The organism is Nocardia concava NBRC 100430 (assembly GCF_000308815.1).
In the GTDB taxonomy this organism is placed as follows: domain Bacteria; phylum Actinomycetota; class Actinomycetes; order Mycobacteriales; family Mycobacteriaceae; genus Nocardia; species Nocardia concava.
Map to the genome: position 1 here is coordinate 1 of NZ_BAFX01000057.1, position 7,693 is coordinate 7,693.

Genomic DNA, 7,693 nt, shown 5'->3' on the forward strand with positions numbered 1-7,693 from the left:
GGGGCGGAGGCCGGAGCCGGGGCGGATCCGGCGTCGCCGATCACGCCGAGCTCTCCGCCGACCTCGATCACGTCGTCCTCCTGGGCGACGATCTTCACGAGAACGCCTGCGGCCGGGGACGGGATCTCGGTGTCGACCTTGTCGGTGGAGACCTCGAGCAGCGGCTCGTCGACCTCGACCGTGTCTCCTTCCTTCTTCAGCCACCTGGTCACAGTGCCCTCGGTGACGCTCTCACCAAGAGCCGGCATCTGGACGGAGAAGGTCATGTCCGTTGACTCCTCTGACTGCTCGTCGGGTTAAACAGTTCGTCTCTCAGCGGGCGTGGCACCGCGGGTCGCGGTGTCGTCCCGACGGCCACCGAAGTATCTGTGGCACCGGAGATCCGTGTTGGTTCTTGTTCCAATCACCCATCCTTGCACTCGTCGCGGTGCGGCGTGTCACAGGGCGGCGGTTGCGCCGACCTCTCCGTGTCGCGATCCCTCGCGTGAGCAAGGAATGTGCCTGGCGTGCGCCCGGATTGGCGGGATGCCATGACACGTATCACGTTTGCGCCGCCGCCGCCCGTTCGGGGTGCCGATGGCCGGGAGTCGTGTCGTCCTCAGCGCGGTAGCCGTCGGCTAGCTGAACCGGATGCCTCCGGCCCACACCCGGAGACTGCCGAGCGGCGCGCCCGGCGGCCGTGCCGCACGAATCGGCTCGAGGATGCACGGCTCACGGCGGGGCCGTGGTCGCCGGTCGGCGGGGTGGGCTGAGGCGGGGCTGAAGGGTTTCTGTGCGGGTGCTTAGGAGTTGGGCGGCGGGGTGGCGAAAGCGCCGTGGCCTGGCAGTATCGAAATATCCGGCGGTGAGAATTCGGTGCCGGGGAGGAGGTTGACGACATGGGTTTCCTGGATCTGTTCGGTCGCGGCGGTACCGCTCGCAAGGGTGATGCCGACCCCGAGACCATGGCGCACCTGATCGCCTGGACGCGAAACCATTACGGCGTCGAGGCTTTCGTCGAACCGCGCACCACGGTGACCGATGTGACGGTCGTGCTGGTCGCCCACGACGGCGAATGGACCCGCCGAGTCGTCGGCGAACGCGGCGCCCACCGCCTCTCCTCGACCCTGAACATCCCCGTCTACGACGCCCGCCGAGTCGGCTACCCCCAACGCATGCGCGACCACGACGCCCGCCAACGCATCCTCGACCGCCGCGCCACCCAAGGCTTCTGACACTCCGCCGGATGTCTTCGCCGAGTGGCACACCAGCGAGGGGATTTGTCCGAAACGGCCGCGCTGATGTGCCACTCGGCGATTCACGAAATGGAGACGCCCGCCGCCGCATGATGCGGGGCGGGCGTCGGTGTGGGACTGGTCGTCGACTATTCGGCGGCGATGTCCTCGAGGGTGGTGATGAGGGTGCGGACCGGGACGCCGGTGCCGCCCTTGCCGATGTAGCCGAACGGGCCGCCGGTGTTGTAGGCGGGGCCGGCGACGTCGAGGTGGGCCCACTGGACCGACTCGGGGACGAACTCCTTCAGGAACAGGCCCGCCGAGAGCATGCCGCCCCAGCGGTGGGGCGCGACGTTCGCCAGATCGGCGATCTTGGAGTTGATGTCGGCGCGGAGTTCGGCGGGAAGCGGCATGGCCCAGGCGTTTTCGCCGATCTCCTGGGAGATGCGGGCGACGCGGTCACGGAAGGCGTCGGTGCCCATGACACCCGGGGTGCGGGTGCCCAGCGCCACCATCTGCGCACCGGTGAGGGTGGCCACGTCGATGAGGTAGTCGGGCTCGTCCTCGCCCGCGCGCACGATGGCGTCGGCAAGGATGAGGCGGCCCTCGGCATCGGTGTTGATGACCTCGACGGTGGTGCCGCCGTACTGGGTGAGCACGTCACCGGGCCGCTGCGCGGTGGCCGACGGCATGTTCTCGGCCATGGGCACGGTGGCGATGACGGTGAGCGGCAGGCTCAGTCGCGCCGCGAGCAGGGTGGTGGCGATGACCGCCGCCGCGCCGCCCATATCGGAGGTCATGGCCTCCATGCCCGCCGCGGGCTTGATGGAGATGCCGCCGGTATCGAAGGTGATGCCCTTGCCGATCAGCGCCACCTTGGGATCGCCGCCCGCGTAGGTGATGCGGATCAGCCGCGGCGGCCGCGAGGAGCCCTTGCCGACGCCGAGAATGCCGCCGTAGCCCTGGCTTTCGAGTTCCTTCTCATCGAGGATCTCCACCTGCAGCCCCGCGGCCTTCGCCAATTCGGCTGCGCGGTTGGCGAATTCGCCGGGGAACAGATCGCTCGGCGGGGTGTTCACGAAATCCCGTGCGGTGGCGACGGCTTCGGCGATAGCCTGCGCGCGGAACAGCTCCTCTTCACCGAATCCCGGGTCGGGAACCAGGAATTCGACCCGCTTGACCGGCTGGTCGTCGGCCTTCGGCGCGGACTTGGCCGACTTGAAGGCGGTGAACTGGTAGGCGCCCAGGTAGAACCCCTCGGCCGCCGCTCCCAGATCCAGTCCGGACAGCGTGGTGACCGCGGTCGCCACCCCGGTCAGCGCCCGCCCGGCCGCACCGGCCGACTTGCGCACCTGCTCGGCGTCGACCTTGTCCGCCGCGCCCAGCCCGACCGCCAGCACGAAGTCCACGCCCAGCCCGGCGGGCGCGGGCACCCGCGTGATCTCCTCGCCCTTGCCCTTGGCTCCGACCGCCCGCAGCGCGCTCAGCAACGCGTCCCTGGTGTCCGCGTCGAGCACGTCGTCGAAGGCGTCGGCGGGCGCGAGCACCGGCCCGTCCTCCGCCGAGGTGAGCCCGACCACGAGCACATCGGCGTCCCCGATGCCCTCGGTGCGCGCCAGTTCCGGTCCGAGCGAACGATCTGCAACAGCTGTCATAGCAGCCCACGTTACTGCGCCGGTCCGACCGCGTCCGGTTGGGCGCGGCGCGTGCTGCCTCGCGGTGCGGTGGTAGTGGATGGTCCTGCCGGGGTGGTATCCGGTCCGAGTTCGCGGAGTGGCCGGAGCGCCCGTTGTGCGTCAACGGTCCTCTACGCCCGGTTCACCCGGTTCTCGACCTTTCCCGGCCCGCGCGGAAATACTCTGGATCATGACACCGCCGTCGGGCATGACTTCGCGGTGTCCTTGTCCCCGGTGCCCGCCTCGATGCGCAGGCGCACAGGAGGATTCCAGTGGCGAAGGCGAAGTTCCAGCGGACGAAGCCGCATGTCAACGTGGGCACCATCGGCCACATCGACCACGGCAAAACCACTCTGACCGCGGCGATCACCCGCGTGCTGCACAACAAACATCCCGAGTTGAACCCCTTCACCCCGTTCGAGGCCATCGACAAGGCCCCGGAGGAGCGGCAGCGCGGCATCACCATCTCCATCGCGCACGTCGAATATCAAACGGAGAACCGGCATTACGCGCACGTCGACTGTCCCGGGCACGCGGACTACATCAAGAACATGATCACCGGCGCGGCCCAGATGGACGGCGCGATCCTGGTGGTCGCCGCCACCGACGGGCCGATGCCGCAGACCAAGGAGCACGTGATCCTGGCGCGGCAGGTCGGCGTGCCGAAAATGGTTGTGGCGCTGAACAAGTGCGACATGGTGGAGGACGAGGAGATCCTGGAGCTGGTCGAGCTCGAGGTCAGCGATCTGCTCAACGAGTACGAGTTCGACGGCGACAACACCCCGATCGTGCGGGTGTCGGCGTATCAGGCGCTGGAGAACCCGGACGGTGAGTGGGGGGAGACGATCACCGAACTGCTCGCGGCGGTGGACGACTGGATCGATACTCCGACGCGCGAGGTGGAGAAACCGTTCCTCATGCCGATCGAGGACGTCTTCACCATCACCGGCCGCGGCACGGTGGTCACCGGGCGTATCGAACGCGGCGTGCTGAAGGTGAACGCCGAAGTGGAGATCGTTGGTATCCGGCCGAAGACGACCAAGACGACCGTGACCGGGATCGAGATGTTCCGGAAGCTGTTGGACGAGGGGCAGGCGGGGGAGAACGTCGGGCTGCTGTTGCGCGGTGTCCGCCGCGAGGATGTCGAACGCGGCCAATGCGTCATCAAGCCCGGTTCGGTTACGCCGCACACCGAGTTCGAGGGGCAGGCCTACATCCTGTCGAAGGAGGAGGGCGGCCGTCACACCCCGTTCTTCAACAACTACCGCCCCCAGTTCTACTTCCGCACAACCGATGTCACCGGGGTGGTCACCCTCCCGGCTGAGACCGAGATGGTCCTCCCCGGCGACAACGTCCAGATGGAAGTGGTGCTGATCCAGCCCATCGCCATGGAAGTCGGCCTCAAATTCGCGATCCGCGAGGGCGGCCGCACCGTTGGCGCGGGCCAGATCACCAAGATCCTGAAGTAGTCCGACGTTCAGCGAGCCGGAATGTCCCGGCGTCGCGGCCACCGTGCCAGCGCCGCCAGGGCAAACATCCGTGTGGCCGGATGGCGGATCGGGTAGCAGGACGACTCCTCGACCGGAGTCATGCGCAAACTGTCCATCAGGGCGAAGAATTCGCGCAACTCGATTCGCAGATCCTCCGCCGTGTTGAAGGGGTGGCCCTCGGGTGCCCGCCCGGCCTCGTCGAGGAAACGTGCCGCGGCCGGCGCTGGATCGTCGGTGTCGGTGGCCGCGCCCAGCAGGTAGACAATGACCGCGGCCTGGATGTCGGCGAAGCCGTGGACCGTCCATCGCACGCGTCCGGCGAGGTACCAGAACAGTCCGAGCGGGTCGTCCAGATAGTCGCGGCCCTGCTCGGTCAGCCGTATCCGCGCCGCGAATGTCGAGGTCAGCTCATGGCTTTCGGCGACATTGCGCAGGATGGCGATCGGGACGGGCTCACTGCCCGGGCGGCCGCGCCCGAACCAGTACGGGTTCATCCCGAGCTCATGGAAGAGCGCGGCGGTGCGCATGGCGGGAATCTGCGCGTGCTCGTCCAACGCCAGTCCGTCGGGGCCGATCATGGCGAGCAAGCGCGAGAACGGTTGCACGGCATCGATTGCCGACGGTTTGTCGATGCGCGGCGGCCGATCGATCATGGCCTGGGACGCCAAGTGTGCGACTTGCCGGCGGGCGCGGCACGGCTGCCAGCTCAGGATTCGCGCCAGCGGCTCCGGCACTTCCTCGGGGTCCAAGCCGATTTCGGCCTCCGAACCTCGCCCGAAACCGCTCAGCGTGAGGTTGACGGCCTCCAGGTCCAGGCTTTTCGGCCCGGCAGTGCATCCGGCGCGCGGCGTGGTGGGCGTGTGCTCCGAGACCGCCTCGAGCCGGAGGACGCGCTGCCATTCCTGTCGCGTGCCGTACCGGTGATAGATGCTGTCGCCGGGTTCGCGCAGCAGTTCGTCGAGGCGGACGGTGTCGACCTCGACCGCCGCCCGCTCGCCGCGGCCGGTCTCGAACGCACACGGGTAGTGCTCGGTCTCGCGATCGTTGTAGCCGGCCGCGGATCCGAATCGATAGCGCCGCTTCTCTTTCCAGCCGTACAGCTCGGTGAGCACATCGTGTACTTCGTCGAGGAAGAGGTCGGAGGCGAGGGTGAGTTGCCGCGTGACGCGGGGGTTCGGCCGCAGGGATTCGACGCTGATCCTGAGCGTCAGCACCTCGTCGCGCCGCGGTCGGCGTGGCGACTCCGGTGTCGGTAGCAGCATGTTGTCCCAGGTCCCGCCCGGGCGCAGCAGATTGTCGTAAGCGGCTTGCCGCGCTTCGGCGGAGAGGGCGTGGAGCTGCTCGGAGATTTCGCTGAAGGAATCCCACCGTTCCGACACAGCGCCAGGCTAGCCGAACAGCACTGCGGCCGAGCCCCGTTCGACGAGGCCCGGCCGCGGGTACGGGAGGTCTAGCCCATCTCCTCCAGCGCCTTGCCCTTGGTCTCGGGAACCCACTTGAGCACGAACGGGATCGAGAGCAGCGCGAAGGCGGTGTAGATGACGTAGGTGCCCGACAGGTTCCAGTCCGAGAGGCTGGGGAAGCTGGCGGTGATGACCCAGTTGGCGATCCACTGCGCGGACGCGGCCACGCCGAGGGCGGCGGCGCGAATGTGGTTGGGGAACATCTCGCCGAGCAGCACCCAGACGACCACACCCCAGGACATGGCGAAGAAGAGCACGAAGCAGTGCGCGGAGACGAGCGCCACGATGCCCTGGGCGTGGGGGAGGGAGACGTTGTCGCCCGACCCGGTCTTGGCGTGGAACGCCCAGGCCTCCAGGCCCAGGGAGATCGCCATGCCCGCGGATCCGATGAGCGCCAACGGTTTCCGGCCGATCCGGTCGACCAGGGTGATGGCGATGACGGTGCCGACGATATTGATGATCGAGGTGGTGAAGGAGTAGAAGAACGAGCTCGACGGGTCGATGCCGACCGACTGCCACAGCGTCGCCGAGTAGTAGAAGACGACATTGATGCCGACCAGCTGCTGGAACACCGACAGTCCGATGCCGATCCAGACGACCGGCAGGAAGCCGAACTTGCCGCCGAGCAGATCCTTGAAGGTCGAGCGGGTCTCGCTGTGCATCGCATTCTGGATCTCGATGATGCGGGCGTCGAGCTCGCCCCGGTCGCCCTCGACCTCGGTCAGCACTTCCTTCGCCTTGTCGATCTTCCCGACGGAGATGAGGTATCGCGGCGACTCCGGAATGGTGAAGGAGAACAGCCCGTACAGAGCGGCCGGTATGACCATCACGCCGAGCATCCACTGCCAGGCCTCGAGACCGCCGATGTGCCCGCGCTGCTCATTACCAGCCATCTTGAGGATCGCGAAGTTCACCAGCTGCGAGGTCGCGATGCCGATCACGATTGCTGCCTGCTGGAAGGAGGCGAGCCGTCCGCGATACGCCGGCGGCGACACCTCGGCGATGTAGGCGGGCCCGATCACCGAGGCCATGCCGATGCCGATGCCACCGATCACGCGCCACATGGCCAGATCCCACAGCGCGAACGGCAGCGCGGAACCGATGGCGCTGCAGGTGAAGAGCGTGGCCGCGATCCGCATGACCCAGATGCGGCCGATCCGGTCCGCGATGCGCCCGGCGATGGCCGCGCCGACCGCACAGCCGATCAGGGCGATGGCGACAACCTGCGCCAGGGTCGCCGAGCCGATGTCGTACTTGTCGCGGATCGCCTCGACCGCGCCATTGATGACCGAGCTGTCGTATCCGAAGAGGAACCCGCCCATGGCGGCCGCGGCGGTAATGAAGACGACGTAGACGAGACTGTCCGCGCCTTCCTTCTGATCGCCGGGTGTTCGCGCACCCATCGTTGAATTCACGCAGACTCCTTCGTCGTGCCCCGTATTCCCGTGTCGACCCGCATTTCGACAATTGTTGCCGTTGGGATGCTTGTCAACGGGCAGGCAACGCCGGTCGTGCGCGAGCTCTTCCAGGGCGAGGCGTTCCGCGATGACGAAGAGGCGGCGAGCGGTCTCGACATCTCCCTGCCGCGCGGCCTCGGCGGCGTTCGACACCGTTCGCAGGATCTCTGGCATCGCCTACTCCTCATCTAGGGATCGCCGACGCGTCGAAGATCGGCGGCCGGTCCCGAGGCATTCGTTGCCGTGCCCGCAAAAGTGCAGGTAGAGAGGCGATTTGACTTTGGTTCACCGCACCCCGTAACTTATTCCAGGTCAGAGCGACACGGACACCGACCCGGAGCCCCAAGGGCCTGGGAAACGAGGTTGGACGAGGAGCGCCTGATGATCAAGATT

The 7,693-nt window shown here is 67.3% G+C and carries 7 protein-coding genes; 3 read left to right on the plus strand and 4 right to left on the minus strand.

Features of this window, described 5'->3' with window-relative positions; all coding sequences use genetic code 11:
- Positions 1-266, minus strand: a 266-nt coding sequence (locus ON43_RS11450) for a biotin/lipoyl-containing protein (RefSeq protein WP_040806690.1), incomplete at its 3' end; no start/stop codon positions are given.
- Positions 267-878: 612 nt separating this feature from the next.
- Between ON43_RS11450 and ON43_RS11455 the strand changes: the two genes are divergently transcribed.
- Positions 879-1,214, plus strand: a complete 336-nt coding sequence (locus ON43_RS11455; RefSeq protein WP_040806692.1) for a hypothetical protein — start codon at positions 879-881, stop codon at positions 1,212-1,214.
- Positions 1,215-1,363: 149 nt separating this feature from the next.
- On the opposite strand, the gene ON43_RS11460 is transcribed toward ON43_RS11455, so the two are convergent.
- Positions 1,364-2,869 (minus strand): leucyl aminopeptidase, encoded by a 1,506-nt coding sequence (locus ON43_RS11460; RefSeq protein WP_040806695.1) that lies wholly within the window; start codon positions 2,867-2,869, stop codon positions 1,364-1,366.
- A gap of 293 nt (positions 2,870-3,162) precedes the next feature.
- Here ON43_RS11460 and tuf point away from each other — a divergent pair, with 293 nt between their 5' ends.
- The gene (tuf, locus tag ON43_RS11465; protein ID WP_040806697.1) at positions 3,163-4,359 is read left to right on the plus strand and encodes an elongation factor Tu; all 1,197 of its coding nucleotides are present in this window, start codon (positions 3,163-3,165) and stop codon (positions 4,357-4,359) included.
- 8 nt (positions 4,360-4,367) lie between these two features.
- Here tuf and ON43_RS11470 read toward each other — a convergent pair whose 3' ends face one another.
- Positions 4,368-5,759 (minus strand): IS1096 element passenger TnpR family protein, encoded by a 1,392-nt coding sequence (locus ON43_RS11470; protein WP_040806699.1) that lies wholly within the window; start codon positions 5,757-5,759, stop codon positions 4,368-4,370.
- Positions 5,760-5,830: 71 nt separating this feature from the next.
- On the minus strand, positions 5,831-7,246 hold the full coding sequence (locus ON43_RS11475) for a sugar porter family MFS transporter (protein ID WP_083913330.1): 1,416 nt from the start codon (positions 7,244-7,246) through the stop codon (positions 5,831-5,833).
- Between the two features lie 27 nt (positions 7,247-7,273).
- On the opposite strand from ON43_RS11475, the gene ON43_RS44770 reads away from it, so the two are divergent.
- On the plus strand, positions 7,274-7,492 hold the full coding sequence (locus ON43_RS44770) for a hypothetical protein (protein ID WP_157514003.1): 219 nt from the start codon (positions 7,274-7,276) through the stop codon (positions 7,490-7,492).
- The last annotated feature ends 201 nt before the right edge of the window (positions 7,493-7,693 follow it).

Excerpts from the sequence above, each read along its gene's own strand:
- ON43_RS11455 (WP_040806692.1), top strand. The coding sequence starts at position 879 with ATGGGTTTCCTGGATCTGTTCGGTCGCGGCGGTACCGCTCGCAAGGGT.
- ON43_RS11460 (WP_040806695.1), bottom strand. The coding sequence starts at position 2,869 with ATGACAGCTGTTGCAGATCGTTCGCTCGGACCGGAACTGGCGCGCACC.
- ON43_RS11475 (WP_083913330.1), bottom strand. The coding sequence starts at position 7,246 with ATGGGTGCGCGAACACCCGGCGATCAGAAGGAAGGCGCGGACAGTCTC.